This window comes from Bacillus sp. EKM420B, assembly GCF_011065565.1.
Lineage (GTDB): Bacteria > Bacillota > Bacilli > Bacillales > Bacillaceae > Bacillus > Bacillus velezensis.
In genome coordinates this window covers 273,106-294,036 of sequence record NZ_JAAMNX010000002.1, presented here as the reverse complement: position 1 = coordinate 294,036, position 20,931 = coordinate 273,106, and the positions used below count along the sequence as shown (strand labels likewise).

Genomic DNA, 20,931 nt, shown 5'->3' with positions numbered 1-20,931 from the left:
CGTTAAAGTTTCCAATTCAATCATAACCCAACATCGGCAAAATTCAACGTCCGTCATCCGATGACACGAGATTGTCGGATTTTTTCTTTTTGATAAGCTGGATTCGGTCAATCGCTATCGCCAGCAGCGTCCCGAGCACAAGGCCGTTGCTTAAGAGCGAAATCAGGATCGGATGCATCCCTGATAACGCGCTCTCCGGCACAAACATTACGCCGACCCCCGTGAGGAGCGCCAGACCGATAATGGAGCGGATTCGTTTTTGCTCCGCTTTCTCATAAGAGTCAAACTCTGTAAAGGCAAGACCCGCCATCGTGGAGAAAACGACGAAGTTTACCGCAAAGCCGACCGGTGAGGGCAGACTCGCAAACGCATTCATAAATAGCGGGATCATACTGATGATCATGACAAATACACTTCCCAAAAGAAACGGCTTTTTCGAAGGAAGCTTCGTCGTCTCAATAAAACCGGCCGCCCCTGAAATCGGCACAGGCGCAATGCCCCCTGACAGCCCGCTCAAAAGGTGGCTGATCGAAGCCGCAAACCCTGCCGGACGCTCACGCCGTTTCCCAACGGTGCCGCCGAATTTTTTCACCGCCGCTTCTACAACCCGGATGCTCGCGAGCATGTTGACAATCAAAAGCACGGTAATGAAGAGTGACGTAATGATCAAGCCGCTGTCAAACACGGGTTTTCCAAACGGAAAAAGAACCGGCAGCTGAATCACGCGATCCGGTATTTGAATCGGTTTGGCAGCGCCGAAGACGGCGAATAAGATCCATCCGCCGGCAAGCGAAAGGAGAATCGCATACTGTCTTAAGAACGTAACATTCGATCGGGACATGATGAACATCGCCGCCGTCACAACCATGGCGAGCCCGAATACAAGGCCGTCGACGCTGTTTTTTAAATAGCCGATGCCCAAAAGGCCTTTCACAATCGGCTGACTCAGCTGCATGACCAACAGCAGCAGATACACACCGGTCACAACCGGCGTAAACAGCACGGCCAGCCGTTCAATCACTTTAAAAAGGCTGAACAAAAAGAAAAAGACAGCGCTTAATAACAGCGCCCCCTGCAGCGCCCGCAGCGTCTCGCCGAATGTCGCAAACACCGTGCCCGTCAGTCCGCCGTAAATCGTGTATACGCCCCACCACAAGCCTGCCGGGCTTTCATTAATCGGCAGACGATGTCCCTGGAGACATTGGATGACCGCCGCGACGCCAAGCACAAAAAATGTGCTCTGAATCAATGCGGCAGAATCGGCATGGTTCAAGTGAAATGATTGTGCGATGGCGACAGGAACTACAATCGCAGCCGCAATCATAAATGCCGTCCATTGCAAACCCCCGAGTATCAGTTTCAAGTCAATCAACCTCTCCTGTTAAAAATCGAAAATGGAATCCCCGTTTCCGTCTTCCTCACGTTCGTCTTTCGCTTTTTTCTGATATTGGTTCAGCCCGGCGCTGCCCATCATTTTTTCAAGCAGCAGCGGGTCTGTCGAAGGAGACGCGGAAGGTTTCGGCGCCGCTTTCGGAATCGGATTCTGCACAGGCGCCGGAGCGGTGTGCGTCTGAGTGCCGAGCACGACATCACACAGAGAGCGGATGGCGGCCGCGTGCATTTTGACCTCCTCGGTGCGGGTCGCCGTTTTCGCCTGCCTCAGTTCTTCTTCCATCTTCTGAATCAAAGCAGAAATATGTATGTTCATGAGTAAATCCTCCAGCAGTAATTTGTCTTCTTCCTGCATTTTATCAAATTTCTGAGCGAATCGCAGAATTGAGTTTGTTATTTTTTCTGACGGCATACCGCCCGGAACATCAAAAAAGACGCTTCCGCCGGGCGGAAGCGCCTCAAAAAACCGTTTATTGCGGCAGGTCGGGGATGCACCAATCGATCGGCTGCTCCCCCATTTTTTCAAGGGCGGCGTTTGTACGGGAAAACGGTCTGCTCCCGAAAAAACCGTTCCTTGCCGAAAACGGGCTCGGATGAGTCGATTCAATAATAATGTGTTTCGATGTGTCAATGCGCTCTTTTTTCATCTGCGCGTGACGCCCCCACAGGATAAAGACAATCGGCTTCTCTCTTTCATTCACCACATCAATGATGCGGTCAGTGAGCCGCTCCCACCCCTTGCCTTTGTGGGAATTGGCCTGACCGCGGCGAACCGTAAGCACTGTGTTTAACAAAAGCACTCCCTGCTTCGCCCAGCTGACGAGCGATCCGTGGTTCGGTACGGAGCAGCCGATATCGTCCTGAAGCTCTATGAAAATATTTTTCAAAGACGGCGGCTGTCTGACCCCGGGCTGAACGGAAAAACTAAGCCCGTGCGCCTGTCCCGGCCCATGATACGGGTCCTGTCCGAGAATGACCGCTTTTACATCCTCATAGGGCGTATAATGCAAGGCGTTAAAAATATCATGGCTGTCAGGATAAATCGTTTGGCTGCTGTATTCTTGTTTCAGTATCTCTCTCAGCTCTTGATAATACGGTTTGTCAAATTCATCTTTCAGCTGATTCCACCAGCTGTCTTTTAAAAGCTGTTTCAAACTGTCCGTCCCCCTTATGAACTGTGCAGTCTTGAATGGACGGGCTTTCCGTCCCACACAATGTCAGTCGGCGCCTCCCGCCTCTTCATGTCCGGCTCTTCAAGAAGAACCGCGAAGTTTTTCGTCGGGAGCTCCCCAAGCCCGTGCTTTTCGCTTAACCGGTCTAAGTACCGCTTCCGTTTGCCGCCGAGATCCGCGGACTGATTGCCGCCTCCCTCAAAAAACGCATATATGACGCTTGCGCAAGGAACACGCTTCACACAGTGCTGTTTCGCGGCGCGCAAATAAAAGTCCCAGTCCCAATAATTATGGACATCCGGATCAAAATACCCTAACGTGTCATGCAGAGAACGTCTGTACATGCTGCCTGACGGAACGTACGTGGAAAATACCCGCATATCCTCATAATCGGCCGTATAGGCGAATGGCTTTCGTGACACCGGGTATCTCGTGCCGCCCCGTTCTTCAAATGACACAATTTCCGCGTCAGAATGGACAAAATCCGCATCAGCAAGTGCAGCCGCCATTCTTTCCAAATGGCCCGGCGTAATGAAATCATCATCATCGCAAAGCATGATGTAATCACCCGACGCTTTTTTCACACCTGCGTTCCGCGCTTCCACATGTCCGGCATTCTGTTCTAAATCAATAATCTGAATCGGCAGATCGCTGTACAGCTGCTTCGCTTGTTCGACCGATTCCCCGGCATCATTTACGATGATGACTTCATAAGGCTTAATGGTCTGCCTGGAAATCGACTCCAGCAGTTCACACAAAGCCGGAATCCGATTATACGTGACTATGACAATTGATATATTCATGACCCGCTCCTTCTGCTTTTTCTCATGTTCTATTAAAACATAAAGCGGCGGAGAGATCAGGGGGGTTTTTTGATTTCGGCCCATTCAGAAACAAATCCAGGTCATCCCCGCCAGCAAAACCAGAATGATCAGAAGGTCTCCCCAAACAGTGCATACCGCCTTGGCATTAAGTCTGCCCGCCTCCATGGCATTCCACAGTTTTGATTGATAAACAGGCACCAGCACCATCACATAGCATGTGCACAAGCAGACAAAAGCCGGCGGGACAAGCGCACATCCATCCTCATGCCAATCATGAATCAGTTCCGGTATACTCACCCCGCTGTCAATGTACAAGTATAATATACCCGCCAGCGGAATGAGCGAGCTGATCTGCAGCTCGAAAAGCTTCACCTTCCACTCACGCGCAAACGAAACGGCCCAAATCCATCCCAGCGCATAAAACAATAGAAGAAGCAAAATACTGAAAACAACAAAAATAGCGTCTTGCATCCCATTCAGAACCATAATAAAAAAACTCACAACGGGCAAGGCAAGAACCAAGCCGCAGACGGTAAATACGGTAACGGCTATTTGGGCGCACGCGCCGTACATCCACGAACCTAATCTCATTTTAACACCCCTATATAGATTCCCTATGTATATAGTGAAAAAGATCAGGCAAGTCTCTGCCTGCCTGCGTAAAAACCTATTTTGCCGCAAAACGGAAAACATACCGTCACAACGGCGCATACTGCCGCAAAACTCGGTGTGACCGCCGAAGGAAACAGCCCAGCCGGAACCAGATTGAACAAAAAGACAAACATAAAACATAGATTCGGCACCATTGAAGCCCATACCGTCCGCTCAGCAAGCTTTTTGCCGCCAGCCCCGAACTCTTTGCCAGCTTGATAGCCGATTTGGAACCAATACAATACATAACCGATCATAATCAGCCATACTGACACGGAAATCCCTTTCCACAGCGCGTCAACAGCGGGATGAACCCTCCACGCGTGCATCATCGTAATCATCGCCCCCATCACAAAAAGAGCGCAGTTGCAGAACAGATAAAAGAGCATAAAAGTCCGCGCGGGCACCGCCGAAGCTTTTTGAAAAGCAGAGATAATCTCAGACGGAGTCCCCACTTCCCGCAGAATAAGCTCCATCGCTTCGCTTTCGGTTTTGCCTTTTTCCAGATGATCACAAATGGCATGATGAATATGGCTTTCGATTTCCTTTAATAATTCACGGCTTCCGGCCTTGCCTTCCAGCCCTTTTCTGATTTCCTGCACATAAAGGTCCTTATCCATTCTGCCCGCCCCGCTTCAGCATCCGGTCCATCAGAGCGGAGAACAGATTCCATTCCTTCGTCCGTTCGGCTAGAATGTTTTTTCCTTCATCGGTGATCCGGTAATATTTTCGGTCGGGCCCTTTGGTCTGCTTTTCCCAGTAAGAAGAAATATAGCTTTGGCGTTCAAGCTTATGAAGCGATGGGTACAGCGTGCCTTCCTTCATTTGCAGTTCATTCCCGCTTCTTTTCTCCATTTCTTTCACAAGTTCATACCCGTACATGGGCCGTTCATTCAGCAGCGTCAGCACCAGAATGACCGTGCTTCCCTTTACAAGCTCCCTGTTGAGCATTTATTTTCTCACCCTTACCTAGTAATCTTATGTAGGTATTGTACGCACATCCCCCGGGGCTGTCAAATCATTCCTCCAAGCCTTCCGTATTGTGATCGGGAGAAAATCTAACTATAATGAGATATAAAACACTGATGGAGGCCATTGATATGTCAATGCACAAAGCACTTACTATTGCCGGTTCTGATTCCAGCGGCGGCGCGGGAATTCAGGCCGATTTAAAAACATTTCAAGAAAAAAACGTATACGGAATGACGGCTTTGACCGTGATCGTAGCGATGGACCCGGAGAACAGCTGGGATCATCAAGTATTTCCGATTGATGCCGATACGATTCGCGCACAGCTGGCGACGATTGTTGACGGAATCGGCGTAGACGCCATGAAAACGGGAATGCTCCCTACCGTGGAGATCATAGAGCTTGCGGCGAAAACGATTAAAGAAAAACAGCTGAAGAATGTCGTTATTGATCCTGTCATGGTCTGCAAAGGAGCGAACGAAGTGCTGTATCCGGAGCATGCCGAAGCGCTTCGCACCCAATTGGCGCCGCTGGCAACCGTCATCACGCCAAACCTGTTTGAAGCAAGCCAGCTGAGCGGTATGGATGAATTAAAAACGGTGGAAGACATGAAAGAAGCGGCCAAGAAAATTCACGAACTCGGCGCGAAATATGTATTGATTACAGGCGGAGGCAAATTGAAACACGAAAAAGCGATCGACGTGCTGTATGACGGAGAAACCGCTGAAGTATTAGAAAGCGAAATGATTGATACGCCTTACACGCACGGAGCCGGATGCACATTCTCCGCCGCAGTGACGGCAGAACTGGCCAAAGGCGCTGAAGTGAAGGAAGCCATCTATGCGGCAAAAGAATTTATCACTGCGGCAATCAAAGAATCTTTCCCGCTGAACCAATACATCGGACCGACTAAACATTCGGCGATGCGTCTTAGCGGAAAATAAAATAAATATCCCCCTCATGATCGAGGGGGATTATTTCATTTTTTTCGCGGATGACCGCAAAAACATCTCAATCGATTGCACAAACAGCGCATATTCCTTCATCTGTTCATATGTATGCCTCAGCCGATCACTCCATTCATTGTGCGGCTCAGCCCTCTTGAGCATGCGATTCAGCTGAAGCAATACTTCTTTATATTCTTCCCGCTTATCTTCCACTTGCTCTGCGGCTTTGACAAGTAAACATTTCGGCGTCATCTTCTGATTTTTCAAAACTGAGAAAACAACTCCTTTTATTCCTGGAATCATAGGCTTTCGTTTGAAGAATAGCACAGATGGCATAGGTTTCACATAAGAAAAAAGAACGATTTTCTACAAAAGTGTCCAAATTGAGGCATTTATTTCCGTTTTTCCAACCGAAGTGACGGTTACGTCATCATTTCCCGGGAAAGGAAAATATCTGGCGCTGAATACCTCTTCTCCATCATTCACAAACAATTCGATGGAGGATGCATCCAGAAAGAGCTGGACGGAATGCAGTTCGCTGATGGCGCAGCTTCTCTTTTCTTTTTCTTCTCCGCTGAAAGCGGTGCGCTCCAGCACAGCCAGCCCCTCTTCCTGATGAAATATAAACCGGGCCGCGCCCCGAATTGAGATTTCAAAACCGGATTCGCAAGTGATGTCTTCCAGCAGCACTTCAGCCCGGGACGCATCTTTCACCGGGAGGCTTACAGACGAGCAATTCAATTGAAGACGGCGCTTTTGTTCATCCCTGCGGCGCGATTTCATTTCCGGGAGCGGACGCTGTATGATTCTGCCGTTGGACAGTGACAGCTGTCTCGGCATCGTTAAGCAGTGAATCCAGTGATACGCATGTGTCGGATGTTTGTCCTCATGCTGATCCGGAACGCCCATCCACGCGAAGAGAATCCTCCGTCCCTTATCATCTTCCAGCGTCTGCGCCGCATAAAAATCAAATCCTCTGTCAAGCTCCGTAAATTCACCGTGCTTAAACTCTGGCGGCTCTGTATGCAGCCTGCCGAGGAAATAGCCCGCCTGGTGGCTGTTATGATATTTTATCCCGTCGGCTTCAAGCCCCTGCGGACATACGAGCAGCACGTCGGTTCCGTCAAGGGAAAACAGGTCGGGACATTCCCACATATAGCCGAATGACCCGAGACCGCCCGAGTCCGCCCCCGCAATCGAACCGAGAAACGTCCAATCCGTCAAGTTCTCTGACGTGAACAACACAGCGCTTCCGGTGAGCTTTTCTGTCTGCGCGCCGAGCACCATGTAATACGCCCCGTCCTTCTCCCACACCTTCGGATCACGGAAATGAGCGGTATAGCCTTCCGGGAGACGCGCGACGACTCCTTTTTTATCAAATACGATCCCGTCTTCGGATACGGCGAGGCATTGATACGTTTCCCGATTTCCTTCTCCGTCACGGACATTGCCTGTGTACATCAGGCAGAGCCGCCCGTCTTTTTCGATGGCGCTTCCGGAATAACAGCCGTTTTTGTCATACCACTCACCCGGTGCAAGCGCGATTTCTTCCTCTTTCCACTCAACGAAATCCTTCGTCGTCACATGCGCCCAAAATTTCGCGCCGTGCCCCGTATGAAATGGCTGCCATTGAAAAAACAAGTGATATGCGCCGTTCCAATGGATGACGCCGTTCGGATCATTTAAAAGCCCGACCGGCGGCATAACATGATAGTTCTGGCGGTATGGATCTGACGCGGCTGTTTCTTGCCGCTTCTTTTTCGCTTCCTCAGCCTGCAGGCGCAGCTCTTGATCCGGTGTCCTCATTTGACGGCCTCCTTTTCTTTAGCTCCCATAATGTAAGCGGCAATAAACGCCGAAACAGAGGCGATGCCCATTCCGATCAGATAGTTTATAAGATTTCCTAAACCGAGCGGAGCCGTGATGGCAATCATCGGAATTCCGGTCAGACCGTAAGCATTGGCGGCGACACCGGTCACCACGACATAGGCCCCTCCCAGCGCTCCGCCGATCATTCCCGCGATAAACGGCTTCCGGTACCTTAGGTTCACACCGAAAATAACTGGTTCGGTTACGCCGAGAAAAGCGGAAAATGCGGCAGGCAGAGCGATTTCTTTCATTTTCGCTTTTTTCGTCAGGAAAAATACAGCCAGTCCCGCCGCGCCCTGAGCGACATTCGCCATCGACCAGATAGGAAGGATATAGTTTCTGCCCAAATCAGCGATGAGGCCGGCCTCAATCGCATGAAAGCTGTGATGCACACCTGTGAGCACAATAAGCGGATAAAGACCGCCGAAAAGAAGTCCGGCAACAATGCCCGCGTGATCATACACATATGTCAGCGAGACGGTAATGCCTGATCCGATCGCCCTGCCAAGCGGACCGATTGCGATAAAGGTAATAAATCCTGTGACAATCACCGTGACAAACGGCGTGACCAATAAATCGAATGCGTGAGGCACCATTTTTCTCGTGCCCTTTTCCACTTTGCTCATAATGTAAACGGCTAACAGTACGGGGATGACCGTCCCTTGGTAGCCGAGCAGCGCAATGTCGAAGCCGAAGAGCTGCATAAAATCAGGCGATGCATTCCCAAGCCCCCACGGATTCAAAAGCGCCGGATGGATCATAATCCCCCCGAGCACGGCACCGAGATAGGCATTGCCGCCAAATTCCTTCGCCGCACTGAACCCGATGAATACGGGCAGGAAGATAAACGCCGCGCTTGAAAACATGTCTAAAAGCTTAAACAGCGATGATTGTTCAGACACCCAGTGGAAAGCCTTCATCATGCCGAGCAGCCCCATTAAAAGTCCGCTTGCCACGATAGCCGGAATGATGGGAACGAATATGTTAGACAGTGTTTTCGCAAATCTTGCGGCCGGATTCAGCTTTTTTTTCGCCGCGTCCTGATGTGTCTCACGATCCTCCCGCCCCAAATCGGCTTCTTTTGAAAAAGCGTCATACACTTTATTCACAAGGCCGGTGCCGAATATAATCTGATATTGCCCCGAGCTGCTGAAAGCCCCTTTTACTCCTTCTGTCTCTTCAATATCGGCCTGGCTGACCTTCTGTTCATCTTGAATGACGAGTCTGAGCCGTGTGGCGCAATGTGTCGCGCTGATGATATTTGATTTCCCTCCGATATGTTTGATAAGCTGTTTTGCCGTTTCTTGATAATTCATGATGTATCCCCCTTTCTAAAATCAAAAAAGACCTAAAATTCGCCAACGAAAAAGGTCAGCATGATCCCTTTTTCATGTACGCAAATTTTAGGTCTTGCCTGCATTACCAGTCACAATCCCGCCGATTCAGTTTTTTAATGCGCTTTCATTTTATTTCATGATAGCGCTTTCGTCAATATGTTTTCAAAAAAAAAGTCTGTTTCTCGAAACAGACGCGTTATTCCGGGTTTTTTTGCAGACGCTGGACATGCAGCGTAATATAGCCGGCCTCGGATTCCGGCAGTTCCAAATCATATTCATTTTTTAAAAACGCCGCCAGTTCAAGCGCACACCGATAAGCAAACGGATACTTTTTTTGGATGAAATAAAGCATCTCCTCGTCCATGGAATGGAGTGCTTCATTTGAGTCCAACCGGCTGACCGCATACCGCAAGTGCGTGACGAGGCGCTGATAGGAAATACTGTCTTCATCCACCTTCTGTTCGAAAAAGGATTCGATCTTTTCGATCATTTCTTTGATCATGGTTGTATGCTTCATCGCCGAATACATGCTTTTGGCATCCGCCTTGGCAGTATGGATATGAAGCGCGATATACCCCGCCTCATCATCAGGCAATGATATACCGAGGGTTTGTTTCACGTGTTCAACCGCCCAGCGGCCGATTTCATATTCTTTTTTATAAAGCGCCTTAATTTCATGAAGCAATCGGTTATGCACCTGAAGGCCGTTTTGAATCCTTTCGATCGCAAAGGATAAATGGTCCGCCAGCGCAATGTGGATGTGATCGTTCAAAGGTGCCGCAAGCTCTCCCTCCGCATGGCTGATGATATCTTCAGCCGCCTCTATATGCTCTTCGGGAAGCGTTTCTAACACTTGTTTGAACTTTTCATTTTCGTCGTGCACGACAAATATTTTTTCAATTTTATGTTTTTGAATCACATCATTTTTTCTCTTTTGAAAAGCGATTCCGGGACCCATTACGATCTTTTCCCGTCCGTCTTCTTTTATTAACGCCGCATTGTTATTTAATACTTTGTCTATTCTCAAGAGGTTCGCTCCCGTTCATATGTTTAGTGGGATTGTACCCTCTTTTTCATATGATGTAAAGGTGCCGGACCCGCGCGCTCCCGTTTCGGCAATTCTTTGCGGACAGGCATCCATCGGTTTTTATCCAGCCTGCCGCGGGCCGATTTCGTTTCATCGGTCAAATCCGCCGATCGGACACGGCTCACAAACGAAAAAGCCCCAGACGTCGGCTTCGCTTTCTTATGATAAGCCGCTTGGTTTCCGTACACGGCGGCTAATGGATATCTTCCGTTACCCGGCGCCATCCAGTTCATCAGAAAGACCATCCACACCCGTAAAGATACTAGCAAACGTTTCATTGCAAATCATCCCTCCGCTTCTTTTTGACAGACAGCTTGTTCGCAGGCCTGTTTTTCTCTCCGCTTTAACGGAAAAGGCGGCCGATCCTTCTCCGCTAAAAACTAGCGGGTCTAGCAACCCTATGACTCTATGATAGACGCGGCCGGGCGAATTGTTTGTCACAATATGAGTGAAAAAACAAACTAGTTTTCAGAAGTTTTGTTGAAAGCTGATGGAAATGACCTGAAAAATGGAAAAGCCGATAAAAAAAGTTATACACACCTTATCCCTTGTTTAAGCACAGCTTAAACACAGGGTATATCCACATATCCACAAACTCGATCTATATTTTGTATAGGAACACTCGTTCCCAACAATATATATACACAATTTTATTCAGTTATACACAGGATTCTGTGTATAACTCCCTCCTTATTCACAGACCAATTTCCATAAATGAGTCATATGTCACAAGGATTATTTTGAATTTTCAAGAAATATATACTAGATTTCTAATTCAGATAAAGAAAAAGGGGGAAACACGATTGAAAAAAGGAATCATCCGTTATCTGCTTCCGGCTTTTGTCTTATCCTTTACCTTATCCACAAGTTCACAGGCTGCGCCGGCTTCAAAACCGCAAACTCCTGATCTTGAGAAGGCTGAGGTATTTGGTGACATTGATATGACCACCGGCAAACAAACGACAGTCATCGTCGAGCTGAAGGAAAAGTCACTGGCGGAAGCAAAGGAACTCGGCAAAGCACAGACAAAAAGCAAGCTGAAAAGCGAACGCTCAAAGGTGAAAAAGAAAGCGCTCAAAACCATTAAACACGGAAAAATCAACAGGGAATATGAGCAAGTGTTTTCCGGCTTCTCCATGAAACTCCCGGCAAATGAAATTCCGAAACTGCTGAGTGATCAGGATGTCAAAGCGGTTTATCCGAACGTCACCTATCATACCGATCAGCTGAAAGATAAAGACATCACCCTATCTAAGGATGCCGTGTCTCCGCAGATGGATGACAGCGCCCCTTATATAGGGGCAAATGACGCGTGGAAGCTCGGCTATACGGGGAAAGGCGTCAAGGTGGCCATTATTGACACCGGTGTCGAATATAAACACCCTGACTTAAAGAAAAATTTCGGACAATATAAAGGATACGATTTTGTGGATAACGATTACGATCCTGAAGAAACGCCGTCCGGTGATCCGAGAGGCGCGTCGACTGACCACGGAACCCATGTCGCGGGCACGGTAGCGGCAAACGGAACGATTAAAGGCGTCGCACCGGATGCTACACTCCTTGCCTACCGTGTGCTCGGTCCGGGCGGAAGCGGAACAACGGAGAACGTCATCGCCGGCATTGAACGCGCCGTACAGGACGGAGCGGATGTCATGAACCTTTCTCTCGGCAATTCTGTGAATAACCCAGACTGGGCGACAAGCACGGCGCTTGACTGGGCGATGTCAGAAGGCGTCACGGCCGTTACATCAAACGGAAACAGCGGGCCGAACAATTGGACCGTCGGCTCTCCGGGAACGTCCAGAGAAGCTATCTCCGTCGGAGCGACACAGCTGCCGCTGAACGAGTACGCCGTCTCCTTCGGTTCCTACTCCTCAGCGAAAGTAATGGGCTACAACAAAGAAGATGACATAAAAGCACTGAATAAAAAAGAAACAGAGCTCATAGAGGCGGGTATCGGCGAGCAAAAGGATTTTGAAGGCAAAGATCTGAAAGGAAAAGTCGCGGTCGTCAAAAGGGGCAGCATCGCCTTTGTGGATAAAGCAGACAACGCCAAAAAAGCGGGCGCGATCGGTATGGTTGTGTATAACAATGCTCCGGGAGAAATTGAAGCCAATGTACCGGGCATGTCCGTGCCGACGGTTAAGCTTTCATCAGAAGACGGCGAAAAACTCGTCAGCCAATTAAAAGCGGGCGGCACAAAAGCGACATTCCATTTATCCGTCGCTAAATCGCTCACTGAACAAATGGCAGACTTTTCGTCACGCGGCCCGGTTATGGACACGTGGATGATTAAACCTGACGTCTCTGCTCCCGGCGTAAACATCGTGAGCACCATTCCGACCCATGATCCGGCCGACCCGTACGGCTACGGATCGAAGCAGGGAACGAGCATGGCTTCCCCGCATGTAGCCGGCGCAGCTGCCGTCATCAAGCAGGCCAAACCGAAATGGAGCCCGGAACAAATAAAAGCCGCTCTCATGAACACGGCGGAAACCTTAACGGACGCGGACGGTGACGTATACCCGCATAATGCGCAAGGCGCCGGAAGCATCAGAATCATGAAGGCGATCAAAGCAGACTCCCTTGTCGCCCCGGGAAGTTATTCTTACGGAACGTTTATGAAAGACAAAGGCAATGAAACGAAAAAAGAAACCTTTACGATTGAAAACCAATCGTCCATCAGAAAATCATATCAGCTCGAGTATTCTTTCAACGGCACGGGCATTACCGTTTCGGGCACAGACCGGGTCGTGATCCCCGCTCATCAAACCGGAAAGGTCAATGCGAAAGTAAAGGTCAATGCCAAAAAAGTAAAGGCGGGCACCTATGAGGGAACCGTCACAGTGCGTGAAGGCGGAAAAACAGTCGCAAAAGTGCCGACGCTCCTGATTGTAAAAGAGCCGGACTATCCGCGCGTGACGTCAATCGACGTACAGGACGGCACAACGCAGGGAACCTACCAAATTGAAACCTATCTTCCGGCGGGAGCCGAAGAGCTTGCCTTCCTTGTATATGACAGTAATCTTGACTTTGTCGGCCAAGCCGGCATCTACAAAAAGCAGGATAAAGGCTATCAATATTTCGACTGGAACGGCAAAGTCAATGGTGACACCGCACTTCCGGCAGGAGAATATTATATGCTGGCCTATGCCGCGAACAAAGGGAAATCAAGCCAGGTGCTGACTGAAAAACCTTTTATCATTGAATAACCGAACAACCCTGCTGGAGCATCAGCAGGGTTTCTTTCTGATTATTCGGCAAAAGCTTCTCGAAGCAGACGGTATGACTGAAGTTTATCTTCAAAATGATGAGTAATGGTTACAGCCATCACTTCTTCCGTTCCATATGCTTTACTGAGAGCCAAAATCTGTTCCTTCACTTGCTGCTTCGTTCCGATGATCATCCGATTCCGATTATCGGCAATTCGTCTTTGTTCATACGGTGTATACGTATTGCCGCGGACGGTTTCGTAAGACGGTACGCCGTGAAGCGGAATCCCCTGTTCACCCGCAAGCAGCGTATAATCCATGACGGCCGCGAGTTCCTCCGCTTTCTCCTCCGTATCCGCGCACAGCACAAACACCGCCACGGCTGTTTTTGGTTCTTTTCCTAATACAGAAGGTTTAAATCTGCGCTTATATTGTGCTGTCGTGCTTTCTCCGCCTTCTCCATTAATAAAGTGGGCAAACATATAGCCTGCTCCCATTTCTGCGCTCAGAAGCGCGCTTTCCCCCGAAGAACCGAGAAGCCAGACTTCCGGCGCCGTCTTAATAAGGGGTGATGCGGTCAGATTCGGAAAACGGTGATTGTCATCAGCTGCATCATGCAAATACATCGCCAGCTCACGAAGCTGCTGCGGATATTGATCAGCGTTACGCTTCCCTCCGTCATTCAGCGCCCATGATGCGATCGGCATTCCGCCCGGCGCTCTCCCTAATCCGAGATCGATTCTGCCCGGCGTCAACCCTTCGAGCACGCGGAAATTCTCCGCCACTTTATATGCGCTGTAATGCGGAAGCATGACACCGCCTGATCCTACCCGAATGTCATTCGTTTTCGCCGCAATATGACTGATCAGCACTTCAGGGCTTGAACCCGCCAACCGCTCTGAAAAATGATGCTCTGACACCCAAAACCTCTTATATCCGAGCTTTTCCGCCTCCTGCGCCAGTCTTACTGTATTCCGCAGTGCACTTTCCGCAGAACACCCTTCTGATACAGGAGATTGATCCAATATACTTAATGAAATCATCACTGTCACCTCATCAACATCGTACCACTGCTAAGCCGTTTTTTCTTTCTGTATGCTTATAAGCATCCCTGATGATAAACATTTATATACCTTGTTCCATTTTGTCGAAATATGTTACACGTGAAACATAAAAAAACCTCTCCCGGTCAGGAGAGGTTTTTTCTTAATTCTTTTGAAAACCTTTATCTTTTACATATTGATTTAAATAGGTTCTCGGTTTTTGTTTCATGAACTGCAGGATTTGATCAGACCACGTTTCAACCCGCTTGCCGTTTGTCCGTTTATCATAATAATCGGAAATGGTTTCATCATATTCCTTCATATAACTGCGGAAGTTTTCTTCATTCGTATCGTACGTGTTTTCATGATATACGGCTTGTTTCGGCAGGCGCGGCTTTTGACCGGACGGATGAGCGGGATGACCGACTACCAAGCCGAACAGCGGCAGCACATGGTCAGGTGTACCAAGCACTTCCGTCACCTGATCAAGTTCATTTCGAATGCCTCCGATATAACAAATGCCGAGTCCCATTGATTCCGCGGCAACACTTACATTTTGTGCGGCAAGTGCGGCATCAATGACGCTGACCATAAACATTTCCGTATTCTCAAGAAGCTCGGTAATGTTTTCGCCTTTTTCCTCAGCAAGTTTTTTATGGCGGTACAAATCAGCGCAAAACACAAACAAGTGCCCGTTATTTTCGACGTAAGGCTGGTTTCCGGCCAGTGCCGCCAGCTTCCGCTTTTTCTCCTTATCGGTTACGCCGATGATGGAGTAAGCCTGCACGTAACTGGACGTTGACGCCGCCTGGGCGCTTTTCACTAATGTATCTATCTCTTCTGCTGTCAGAAGCTCGTCAGTAAATGATCGGATCGACCGATGATTAAGTATGGTTTCGATGGTATTGTTCATATAAAAGCCTCCTTCTCTATATATCATATCCGAAAGAGTATCATGCCAAAAGCGAAATGCTCTAAACAAAAAAAAGACAGCCCGAAAAACGAGCCGTCTCACATTAAGAATTGAACAAGTAGCTTTTATATTTCGTCAGCTGCACACTTGCGTTATATACGATCCCGAAGCTGATTAATGTAGAAAGCACCGAGCTCCCCCCATAGCTGACAAACAGCAGCGGAATACCTGTAACCGGCATAATGCCGATATTCATCCCGATGTTCTGGAAGGTGTGAATCACGATAAGTGCAGTAAACCCTACGCAAAAAAACGCGCCAAATCGGTTAAACGCATGCAAGCGGTCAATCAGCACCACAAGCCTGTAAATTAAAAAGAAAAACATGACAACCGCAATGGCGCAGCCTAAAAACCCAAAACTTTCACCCAAAATCGCAAAGATAAAGTCAGTCTGTCCCTCAGGTACGTACACTTTCAGATTATGAACGCCGTTTCCGGTAATGCCGCCCGATCCGATCGCCATAACGGCCTGATCCACCTGCCAGCTTTTATCGCTCTCGGCCTGAGTCGTTGCCGCACTGGAGTCAGACATCCACGATGTAATCCGGTTAATTTGATAATCCGCAATACCGATCGAATTCGCCACATGGGGAAATTCAATTACAAGCACTAAGAATAGGCCAAGCACAAGCGCGGCCGAACCGCCGATGATGGTGATCAGCTTCCAGTTTACACCTGACATAAACACCATCACCATAACGATAAACAGACAGATCGCACCCGTTCCGGCATCCTGCAAAACGATCATCCCGATCGGAATAACCGTCCATGCCGCAATTTTCAAAAGCAGATTCACATCTTCCCGAAGTGATCTTTGATCCTTCGGGCCCGCCTTCGATATAATGGACGCGACCATCATCATAATTCCTATTTTCGTAAACTCAGAGGGCTGGAGGGTAAAGTTTCCGATTTGAAACCAGCTCTTCGCTCCGTTTTTAATCGGCGCGATGGATTCCGGCGCCACACGCAGAAGGAGCAGCGACAGCACGCCGGCAATCAATACATACAGACTCAGTTTCTCAAGCTGCTCTAAATCAAAGTACAGCAATAATCCGATGAATCCCGCACCTATAACATAGAAGACAATCTGCTTCATCCAGGCACTGCCTCCATACTGCCCGAACTGTCCGGCCGCATAAATCGCCGCAACACTAATTATTAAAAACACACCAAATATAAAAATCAAATCCCCCTGATAATAGGGATTTTGCTGTTTCTTATATCGACTCATTCTATCCCGCCTTACATTTTCATCGGAAGTCACTATTGTTTATTATACATGAACACCGTTCAAGAAAACATGATGAGGTTGCTTCCTTTTTATTTTTTACGGTTTGGGGACTACACGACATATGACGTGTCAGAAAAGGAAATGTTTCGGTCATGATGAAACTTTTCCGATAAAAAACCCCTTCTCGTCAGAAAAGGGGTTTCAGCCTATGTTTAACGTCATAAACAAGCTGTTCGGGTCCTCTTTATAATGTGCAAACGGATCACAATATTGAAACCCGGCTTTTTCATACAGGCGTCTGGCGGGGAGAAAAGCCTCCATAGAACCGGTTTCTAAGCTGATCCGCTCATAGCCCCGCCGCCTTGCTTCTTCAAGCATATGGCGGAGGATCCGGTTGGCTGCGCCTTTTCTGACATGATGCGGAGAGGTTTTCATTGATTTGATCTCACCGTGCCGGCTGTTTAGCTCCTTTAAGGCGCCGCAGCCGAGCAGGACGCCGTCTTCCCTCGCACTCCAAAACGTAACGTCAGGCTGACGCAGCCGGTCCGCATTGAGCGCGTGTATACTTTCCGGGGGAGAATGCATGGTCATGCTCTTCAGATGCTCCTGCAAAAGCGCAATGACGTCCGGCGCTGTGACATCGTCTTTTGTTACGTCCACTTCAAAACCACCCTTGCTGTGCATGTTTTCTTTGAACATAGCAAAGGTTCACAGCCTGTGCCATTCCCTTGTACGGAAATGTGACAGGGTATTTGATCTTTCCGGTTTCTTGTACCTATCCAAAAATGAGGCAATAGTTGCAATACATTTCTCGAAAAAGCGGTATCAAAAATTGGAAAACATGGTATAATAATTGTAACAAAATGTTCAAAAAACGACCACAAAACAGACACATTTTATTCTCTGTATTTCATTTTGGAAACGCTCCCATAAAATGAAAGGAGACATGTAAGATGGACATGTTTTTTGCTTATTTACTGGTCGCAAGCGCAACACCCCTCTTTATCTGGCTGGATAACAAAAAAGTCGCTCTTTCGGCCATACCGCCAATTATTCTCATGTGGGTTTTCTTCTACTTTTACGCAACCAGCAGCCTGTCCCCTCTCGGCCACACACTCATGATCATCCTGTTTGCCGTCAACGTCATCGTTGCCCATATCGCCGCCTTTATCATTTACGGCCTTCCGCGCCTGCGCCGGAGAAGAAGCCAATAAAGGCACAAAAAACCCTCTTCGCCTGAACGAAGAGGGTTTCTTTTTATTCCTGATGTTCGGAATGTTGCTTCGCACCGCCAGGAGGGTTTCCATCCATATGGTCACCGTGATGGTAGTGCGCCGCAAAGATCCAGATGGAACCAAGGATGATAACAATCGCTCCGAAAAATCCGAAGAGCGTGTTTCCGACTTGAATTCCGCCGTTTTCGCTTTCTGTCATGTGCATGAACATGAGAAGCTGAAGACCGGCTTGGATAAATGCGAATCCGAAAATGATCCACAGTTTTGCTGATGAGCTTAAATCCGTATATACCGCAACCCAAAGGGCCAGCAGGGTCAGAATAATAGACAACGCAAAACCTACGATATGCTTCCACGGAAAGTGGCTGTGTTCAGCAGATTTGTTTGCCATATTATAGTCCCCCCAATCCGATGAGATAGACGCCTGTAAAGATGAAGATCCAAACAACGTCTAAGAAGTGCCAGTATAAACTTGAGATAAAGATTTTTGAAGACGTCTGCGGCGTTAATCCGCGTTTCTTCAATTGCAGTAAGATGCCGGCAATCCAGAAGATACCGATCGTTACGTGCGTTCCGTGCGTTCCCAGAAGGACGAAGAATCCAGACCAGAAAGCACTTGTACCGAGAGATGCTCCTTCATGTACATAGTGGATGAACTCGTTAAGCTCACATCCGACGAAGCCCGCACCAAGAAGAAGCGTAATGATCGTCCAAATGACGACGCCTTTTAAACTTCCGCGACGCATTTCATGAACAGCGATCCCGCAGGTGAAACTGCTGATCAGAAGCAGGAATGTCATGATCATGACAAGCTTCACTTCAAATAATTCAGCCGGTAAGACTCCTCCTGCTGTTCTTCTTTGAAGAACGAAGAAGGTTGCAAATAGTGTTGAGAACAACACAATCTCTGCCCCTAAAAAGATCCAAAACCCGAGAATATTGAGTCTGCCGGTTTCAGATTGATATTCCATAGGCGCGTTAGAATTGCCGTGTTCTGCATGTTCCATAAATCACGCCTCCTTTATTCGGAAATCTTTCTTTCCGTCTCTTTTATTTCTTCAACAGGTATATAGTAGCCATTGTCATATTCAAATGAACGAAGCACCATGCAAAGCAGAATGCCGATCAAGCCGACAATGCCCATCCAGAACCATTCAAACACAAGTCCGAAGCCTGCAATACCGAACGCCACTGACATAATAAGCGGTCTTCCGGAGTTGTGCGGCATATGGATTTTCTTGAACTTGCTTTCCGGATGAATATCCGTTTTGTCTTCTTTCAATTGCAGGTACGCATCTTGAGATTTCACTTCAGGAAGCACCGCAAAGTTGTAATGCGGCGGAATCGCAGATGAAGTCGCCCACTCAAGCGTACGTCCCACGCCCCATGAATCTCCGCTGATCTCGCGAGTAGAGTAGCGGAAGCTGTAGTAGATGTTGTAGCAAAGGATTAAGAATCCGACACCCATCATGAAGGCTCCGACAGTTGAAATAAAGTTCAATGCAGTCCATCCGTCATTCGGTCCGTAAGTGTAAATACGGCGAGGCATACCTTGCAGCCCCAAGAAGTATTGAGGGAAGAAACATACATTAAATCCGATCATAAAGATCCAGAAGAACCATTTTCCGATTCTTTCGTTCAGCTTGTGGCCGAACATTTTCGGATACCAGAAAATAAATCCTGCGAAACATGCAAATACCGTACCCGCGATCAGCACATAGTGGAAGTGAGATACGAGGAAGTACGTATTATGGTATTGATAATCCGCTGCAGCCATCGCAAGCATAACCCCTGTTACCCCGCCGATAACGAAGTTCGGGATGAACGCAAGCGCCCACAGCATCGGTGTTGTAAAACTGATCCGGCCTTTATACATCGTAAAGAGCCAGTTAAAGATTTTAACCCCGGTCGGAACCGAAATCGCCATCGTTGTAATCGAGAAGAAAGAGTTAACAGACGCACTGTTCCCCATTGTGAAGAAGTGGTGAGTCCATACAAGGAAACTCAGGACGGAAATGGCGATAATTGAGCCGACCATCGCTTTGTAACCGAATAACTGCTTTCTTGCAAACGCTGAAATAATTTCAGAGAAAATACCGAATGCCGGTAAGATAACGATATATACTTCAGGGTGTCCCCAAATCCAGAACAAGTTAGCCCAAAGCATCGGCATACCGCCGGCTTCCAGCGTGAAAAAGTGAGCGCCGAACAAACGGTCAAATGATAACAGCGCCAATGCCACTGTCAAAACAGGGAAGGCGAATACGATAATAACCATTGTAATCAGCGTTGTCCATGTGAACATCGGCATACGCATCAGCGTCATGCCTTTTGTACGCATTTTCAGGATCGTCACCATAAAGTTGATACCCGTCATCAGCGTACCGATACCGGCAATCTGAAGACCGAGCAGGTAGAAGTTCTCACCAGGCCCGGGACTCATGTCGTTGCTTGCCAGCGGCATGTAACTCGTCCAGCCTGCGTTCGGAGAACCTCCGATAACGAAAGAAATATTGAAAAGCATCGCACCTACGAAGAACGTCCAGAAACTCAGGTTGTTCAAGTAAGGGAATGCTACGTCGCGCGCACCGATCTGCAAAGGTACGACAACGTTGATCAGACCGATTAAAAACGGCATCGCCATGAAGATAATCATGATCGTACCGTGAGTCGTAAAGATCTCATTATAGTGGTTTGAGTCTAAAAAACTGTTATTAGGAAGCGCTAACTGGGCGCGCATCATCAAGCCGTCGACCCCGCCGCGGAACAGCATGATAACAGCAGAGATAATGTACATGATTCCAAGTTTCTTATGGTCTACAGACGTCAGCCATTCAGACCAGAGCCATTTCCACTTTTTGAAGTATGTGAGTACAACGATGATAGCGATAGTGGAAAGCGCAATGGAAACTTGTGCGCCCAGAATTAATGGGTCACCTGTTACAAAAAATTCATCCCATCTCAATTTCATTCGGGCTTCCTCCTT

Annotated in this window: 22 protein-coding genes; 3 read left to right on the top strand and 19 right to left on the bottom strand. The window is 48.2% G+C overall.

What is annotated here, in order from left to right; translation table 11 throughout:
- Nucleotides 1-43 precede the first annotated feature (43 nt).
- The 7 genes from G9F48_RS06425 to G9F48_RS06395 all read right to left on the bottom strand — a co-directional run bounded on the left by G9F48_RS06425 (nt 44) and on the right by G9F48_RS06395 (nt 4,990).
- Complete coding sequence (locus tag G9F48_RS06425) at nt 44-1,363, bottom strand: purine/pyrimidine permease (protein WP_003150968.1); 1,320 nt, start codon at nt 1,361-1,363, stop codon at nt 44-46.
- An 18-nt stretch (nt 1,364-1,381) separates the two neighbouring features.
- On the bottom strand, nt 1,382-1,804 hold the full coding sequence (locus G9F48_RS06420) for a YwdI family protein (RefSeq protein WP_015387535.1): 423 nt from the start codon (nt 1,802-1,804) through the stop codon (nt 1,382-1,384).
- A gap of 58 nt (nt 1,805-1,862) precedes the next feature.
- The gene (locus tag G9F48_RS06415; protein WP_165409234.1) at nt 1,863-2,546 is read right to left on the bottom strand and encodes a uracil-DNA glycosylase; all 684 of its coding nucleotides are present in this window, start codon (nt 2,544-2,546) and stop codon (nt 1,863-1,865) included.
- Nucleotides 2,547-2,560: 14 nt separating this feature from the next.
- A complete protein-coding gene (locus G9F48_RS06410; protein ID WP_121984323.1) occupies nt 2,561-3,367 on the bottom strand; it encodes a glycosyltransferase family 2 protein in 807 nt (268 codons plus the stop codon).
- An 84-nt stretch (nt 3,368-3,451) separates the two neighbouring features.
- Nucleotides 3,452-3,979: a hypothetical protein gene (locus G9F48_RS06405; RefSeq protein ID WP_165409233.1), complete on the bottom strand. Its 528-nt coding sequence runs from the start codon at nt 3,977-3,979 to the stop codon at nt 3,452-3,454.
- A 44-nt stretch (nt 3,980-4,023) separates the two neighbouring features.
- Entirely contained in the window at nt 4,024-4,659 is a 636-nt protein-coding gene (locus tag G9F48_RS06400; RefSeq protein ID WP_165409232.1) for a permease prefix domain 1-containing protein, read from the bottom strand.
- Nucleotides 4,652-4,990, bottom strand: a complete 339-nt coding sequence (locus G9F48_RS06395) for a PadR family transcriptional regulator (protein WP_003150960.1) — start codon at nt 4,988-4,990, stop codon at nt 4,652-4,654. Before G9F48_RS06395 ends, G9F48_RS06400 begins: the two co-directional genes overlap by 8 nt.
- 149 nt (nt 4,991-5,139) lie before the next feature.
- Here G9F48_RS06395 and G9F48_RS06390 point away from each other — a divergent pair, with 149 nt between their 5' ends.
- A complete protein-coding gene (locus G9F48_RS06390) occupies nt 5,140-5,952 on the top strand; it encodes a bifunctional hydroxymethylpyrimidine kinase/phosphomethylpyrimidine kinase (RefSeq protein WP_003150959.1) in 813 nt (270 codons plus the stop codon).
- Nucleotides 5,953-5,982: 30 nt separating this feature from the next.
- On the opposite strand, the gene G9F48_RS06385 is transcribed toward G9F48_RS06390, so the two are convergent.
- The 5 genes from G9F48_RS06385 to G9F48_RS06365 all read right to left on the bottom strand — a co-directional run bounded on the left by G9F48_RS06385 (nt 5,983) and on the right by G9F48_RS06365 (nt 10,526).
- Nucleotides 5,983-6,258 carry a hypothetical protein gene (locus tag G9F48_RS06385; protein ID WP_046341456.1) on the bottom strand — a complete coding sequence of 92 codons (276 nt, stop codon included), beginning with the start codon at nt 6,256-6,258 and terminating at the stop codon, nt 5,983-5,985.
- 63 nt (nt 6,259-6,321) lie between these two features.
- Nucleotides 6,322-7,761: a sucrose-6-phosphate hydrolase gene (locus G9F48_RS06380; RefSeq protein ID WP_165409231.1), complete on the bottom strand. Its 1,440-nt coding sequence runs from the start codon at nt 7,759-7,761 to the stop codon at nt 6,322-6,324.
- Entirely contained in the window at nt 7,758-9,140 is a 1,383-nt protein-coding gene (locus G9F48_RS06375) for a sucrose-specific PTS transporter subunit IIBC (protein ID WP_165409230.1), read from the bottom strand. Before G9F48_RS06375 ends, G9F48_RS06380 begins: the two co-directional genes overlap by 4 nt.
- Before the next feature lie 217 nt (nt 9,141-9,357).
- Nucleotides 9,358-10,188, bottom strand: coding sequence for a PRD domain-containing protein (locus G9F48_RS06370; RefSeq protein ID WP_003150954.1), 831 nt, complete (start codon nt 10,186-10,188; stop codon nt 9,358-9,360).
- Between the two features lie 23 nt (nt 10,189-10,211).
- On the bottom strand, nt 10,212-10,526 hold the full coding sequence (locus tag G9F48_RS06365; protein WP_165409229.1) for a hypothetical protein: 315 nt from the start codon (nt 10,524-10,526) through the stop codon (nt 10,212-10,214).
- A 525-nt stretch (nt 10,527-11,051) separates the two neighbouring features.
- Here G9F48_RS06365 and G9F48_RS06360 point away from each other — a divergent pair.
- A complete protein-coding gene (locus tag G9F48_RS06360; protein WP_046560136.1) occupies nt 11,052-13,463 on the top strand; it encodes a S8 family peptidase in 2,412 nt (803 codons plus the stop codon).
- Nucleotides 13,464-13,504: 41 nt separating this feature from the next.
- Here the strand turns inward: G9F48_RS06360 and G9F48_RS06355 are convergent, their stop codons facing one another.
- The 4 genes from G9F48_RS06355 to G9F48_RS06340 all read right to left on the bottom strand — a co-directional run bounded on the left by G9F48_RS06355 (nt 13,505) and on the right by G9F48_RS06340 (nt 17,409).
- Nucleotides 13,505-14,506: an LLM class flavin-dependent oxidoreductase gene (locus G9F48_RS06355; RefSeq protein WP_046560137.1), complete on the bottom strand. Its 1,002-nt coding sequence runs from the start codon at nt 14,504-14,506 to the stop codon at nt 13,505-13,507.
- A gap of 163 nt (nt 14,507-14,669) precedes the next feature.
- Nucleotides 14,670-15,419, bottom strand: a complete 750-nt coding sequence (gene nfsA, locus G9F48_RS06350) for an oxygen-insensitive NADPH nitroreductase (protein ID WP_021494748.1) — start codon at nt 15,417-15,419, stop codon at nt 14,670-14,672.
- Between the two features lie 103 nt (nt 15,420-15,522).
- On the bottom strand, nt 15,523-16,710 hold the full coding sequence (locus tag G9F48_RS06345; protein WP_007407709.1) for an FtsW/RodA/SpoVE family cell cycle protein: 1,188 nt from the start codon (nt 16,708-16,710) through the stop codon (nt 15,523-15,525).
- A 201-nt stretch (nt 16,711-16,911) separates the two neighbouring features.
- Nucleotides 16,912-17,409, bottom strand: coding sequence for a GNAT family N-acetyltransferase (locus G9F48_RS06340; RefSeq protein WP_165409228.1), 498 nt, complete (start codon nt 17,407-17,409; stop codon nt 16,912-16,914).
- A 254-nt stretch (nt 17,410-17,663) separates the two neighbouring features.
- Here G9F48_RS06340 and ywcE point away from each other — a divergent pair, with 254 nt between their 5' ends.
- Nucleotides 17,664-17,924, top strand: a complete 261-nt coding sequence (gene ywcE, locus G9F48_RS06335) for a spore morphogenesis/germination protein YwcE (protein ID WP_003150937.1) — start codon at nt 17,664-17,666, stop codon at nt 17,922-17,924.
- Nucleotides 17,925-17,967: 43 nt separating this feature from the next.
- Here the strand turns inward: ywcE and qoxD are convergent, their stop codons facing one another.
- From qoxD to qoxB, 3 genes are read right to left on the bottom strand one after another with little or no spacing between them, the layout of a single operon-like run.
- The gene (qoxD, locus tag G9F48_RS06330) at nt 17,968-18,336 is read right to left on the bottom strand and encodes a cytochrome aa3 quinol oxidase subunit IV (RefSeq protein ID WP_003150932.1); all 369 of its coding nucleotides are present in this window, start codon (nt 18,334-18,336) and stop codon (nt 17,968-17,970) included.
- Nucleotide 18,337: 1 nt separating this feature from the next.
- Nucleotides 18,338-18,952 carry a cytochrome aa3 quinol oxidase subunit III gene (gene qoxC / locus G9F48_RS06325; RefSeq protein WP_003150930.1) on the bottom strand — a complete coding sequence of 205 codons (615 nt, stop codon included), beginning with the start codon at nt 18,950-18,952 and terminating at the stop codon, nt 18,338-18,340.
- Nucleotides 18,953-18,966: 14 nt separating this feature from the next.
- Nucleotides 18,967-20,916: a cytochrome aa3 quinol oxidase subunit I gene (gene qoxB / locus G9F48_RS06320; protein WP_014419186.1), complete on the bottom strand. Its 1,950-nt coding sequence runs from the start codon at nt 20,914-20,916 to the stop codon at nt 18,967-18,969.
- Between the last annotated feature and the right edge of the window lie 15 nt (nt 20,917-20,931).

Coding starts and splice junctions, on each gene's coding strand:
- G9F48_RS06420 (WP_015387535.1), bottom strand. CDS start 1,804: ATGCCGTCAGAAAAAATAACAAACTCAATTCTGCGATTCGCTCAGAAA.
- G9F48_RS06410 (WP_121984323.1), bottom strand. CDS start 3,367: ATGAATATATCAATTGTCATAGTCACGTATAATCGGATTCCGGCTTTG.
- G9F48_RS06405 (WP_165409233.1), bottom strand. CDS start 3,979: ATGAGATTAGGTTCGTGGATGTACGGCGCGTGCGCCCAAATAGCCGTT.
- G9F48_RS06400 (WP_165409232.1), bottom strand. CDS start 4,659: ATGGATAAGGACCTTTATGTGCAGGAAATCAGAAAAGGGCTGGAAGGC.
- G9F48_RS06395 (WP_003150960.1), bottom strand. CDS start 4,990: ATGCTCAACAGGGAGCTTGTAAAGGGAAGCACGGTCATTCTGGTGCTG.
- G9F48_RS06390 (WP_003150959.1), top strand. CDS start 5,140: ATGTCAATGCACAAAGCACTTACTATTGCCGGTTCTGATTCCAGCGGC.
- G9F48_RS06385 (WP_046341456.1), bottom strand. CDS start 6,258: ATGATTCCAGGAATAAAAGGAGTTGTTTTCTCAGTTTTGAAAAATCAG.
- G9F48_RS06380 (WP_165409231.1), bottom strand. CDS start 7,761: ATGAGGACACCGGATCAAGAGCTGCGCCTGCAGGCTGAGGAAGCGAAA.
- G9F48_RS06375 (WP_165409230.1), bottom strand. CDS start 9,140: ATGAATTATCAAGAAACGGCAAAACAGCTTATCAAACATATCGGAGGG.
- G9F48_RS06365 (WP_165409229.1), bottom strand. CDS start 10,526: ATGAAACGTTTGCTAGTATCTTTACGGGTGTGGATGGTCTTTCTGATG.
- G9F48_RS06355 (WP_046560137.1), bottom strand. CDS start 14,506: ATGATTTCATTAAGTATATTGGATCAATCTCCTGTATCAGAAGGGTGT.
- nfsA (WP_021494748.1), bottom strand. CDS start 15,419: ATGAACAATACCATCGAAACCATACTTAATCATCGGTCGATCCGATCA.
- G9F48_RS06345 (WP_007407709.1), bottom strand. CDS start 16,710: ATGAGTCGATATAAGAAACAGCAAAATCCCTATTATCAGGGGGATTTG.
- G9F48_RS06340 (WP_165409228.1), bottom strand. CDS start 17,409: ATGTTCAAAGAAAACATGCACAGCAAGGGTGGTTTTGAAGTGGACGTA.
- ywcE (WP_003150937.1), top strand. CDS start 17,664: ATGGACATGTTTTTTGCTTATTTACTGGTCGCAAGCGCAACACCCCTC.
- qoxD (WP_003150932.1), bottom strand. CDS start 18,336: ATGGCAAACAAATCTGCTGAACACAGCCACTTTCCGTGGAAGCATATC.
- qoxC (WP_003150930.1), bottom strand. CDS start 18,952: ATGGAACATGCAGAACACGGCAATTCTAACGCGCCTATGGAATATCAA.
- qoxB (WP_014419186.1), bottom strand. CDS start 20,916: ATGAAATTGAGATGGGATGAATTTTTTGTAACAGGTGACCCATTAATT.